Origin of the sequence: Desulfamplus magnetovallimortis (genome assembly GCF_900170035.1) — a bacterium.
Classification (GTDB): domain Bacteria; phylum Desulfobacterota; class Desulfobacteria; order Desulfobacterales; family Desulfobacteraceae; genus Desulfamplus; species Desulfamplus magnetovallimortis.
In genome coordinates, this window is record NZ_LT828589.1 from 1 (window position 1) to 1,670 (window position 1,670).

The 1,670-nt window shown below is 34.8% G+C and carries 2 protein-coding genes; both read right to left on the reverse strand.

Annotated elements, in window-relative coordinates:
• Positions 1-27: 27 nt before the first annotated feature.
• Complete coding sequence (locus MTBBW1_RS29865) at positions 28-1,236, reverse strand: UPF0236 family transposase-like protein (RefSeq protein ID WP_245809582.1); 1,209 nt, start codon at positions 1,234-1,236, stop codon at positions 28-30.
• A gap of 47 nt (positions 1,237-1,283) precedes the next feature.
• Entirely contained in the window at positions 1,284-1,565 is a 282-nt protein-coding gene (locus MTBBW1_RS27115) for a hypothetical protein (protein ID WP_080810107.1), read from the reverse strand.
• Positions 1,566-1,670 lie beyond the last annotated feature (105 nt).

Sequence of the window (1,670 nt, forward strand, 5' to 3'; positions counted from 1 at the left end):
TTCGAGCTGTGCCAGTGATTTTGAGTTTTATGAAGCAAATTTGAACTCAATTTCACCATGGTCAAACCACTTCTGATACTCTTTGTTTTTTGACAATGCTGTTATTGAAGCAAGGCTCACACTTCCTGTTCTTGACCAACTCATTCCATTCTTTTTTTGCCTGTGGGCAACCAGCAAATCATTGGCTTTTTCCCCTCGGTTGCTGGAATTCCTGAGCCCTATTTTTGCTCGTACGCTGTAGGCTGGAATTATACCCCTATTCTTTCTCAAATATCCTATCAAATGCTCAATTTCTTTTTTATTTCGGATCTTTTCACTGGCGATAGATTTGAGATAGCTGATCGCTTCATCAACTAAACCATGCCACAATAGAGGTAATATCTCATCAAGAACATCGTTGCGAATTTTGCTACCACATACAGCCATGCTTAACAGCTCTTTACATTTTTTAACCAAATGATACCAATCTAAAATGATAAGTATCTTTTTGTTCCAATAGTAAAATTGCAATATTTTTGAATAAAGGCCATGGCCATCAATATAAAAGACAAGTATTATATTATTGATATTGTTATGTATCAAAAATGCGACTAATAAACGTAGGACATAGAATATTCCGTATCCATTGAGCATGTAGTTTCTGTCTTTATGCTCAATATGAACAACTGTGTTCTGAATATATTTCCTTTTCTTTCTTTGAGTTTCATTTTTGTCTATATTTTCCTGTTCTGTTTTTGAACGTTTTTCTTTTTGTTCTTTCACTCCAACATCGTCCAGACTGATATTAACAGCATTTCCAAGTGATTCATATGGTACAGGATTGTTTGCTATCTTACTTTTTAATGATGGCTTAATTTTAAAATCATCAATGATTTTAGTATATTCTTCTTTTTTTAACTCTGAAGGTATGGGTTCGTACAATTCTAACGCATCTTCTTTATTTATTATTTCGTGACTAAAATCACTAAGGCTGATAATTTTTTCGCTTTTCTGCTCAATATGCTTTTGTATTTTTAAACCTTCACACTCTGTAATATTTTGTATGGTTCTGTAAGGTGTACCATCGTTTTCCTGATAACGTTTTCTGTTGATTAAATCTGCCGTTTTACGGAATGATAGTTCGCAGGTTCCGTAAATCAAAGCCATCTCATTGAAGCCAGTGGTACGGTATTTTTCTTCACCCTGCAAAGGGGAAAAAAATTCGCTGGCTGTATTGTAGAAGACTTCACCACGCAAATTCACCTTACTGTATACATCAAAACTGAAACGGCCTATTTCTCCATCTACATGGTAGGGGGTCGAGTTTTTTTTAGAGTACCCATTCTATACATCTCTGGTTTCTCTACTTCTTCTTTCGATATAGCACTTAAATGATTTGATAAAGCCTCACGAAGAGCTGGATAATTGGCGGTTAACAGTGCTTTTTCGCACGTATCAATACTTTGAGCTGCTTCTTGTGGAAGTACTATTCTAAAACTACCGTCATCAGATTTAATCAGGCCATTTGATGTAGGTGTTGATGTTTGTTGAATATCTATTTTGATGATAATTTCGTAATTAGACATATTTTTTTCTCCCATTTTTGCAAAGCAACGTGTTTAATTTGAAAACCTGATATTTACTCTTATCAGCTCTGCATAAAAGAGGAAAGCACTTGCACAGGTAGAAAA

Excerpts from the sequence above, each read along its gene's own strand:
- MTBBW1_RS27115 (WP_080810107.1), bottom strand. The coding sequence starts at position 1,565 with ATGTCTAATTACGAAATTATCATCAAAATAGATATTCAACAAACATCA.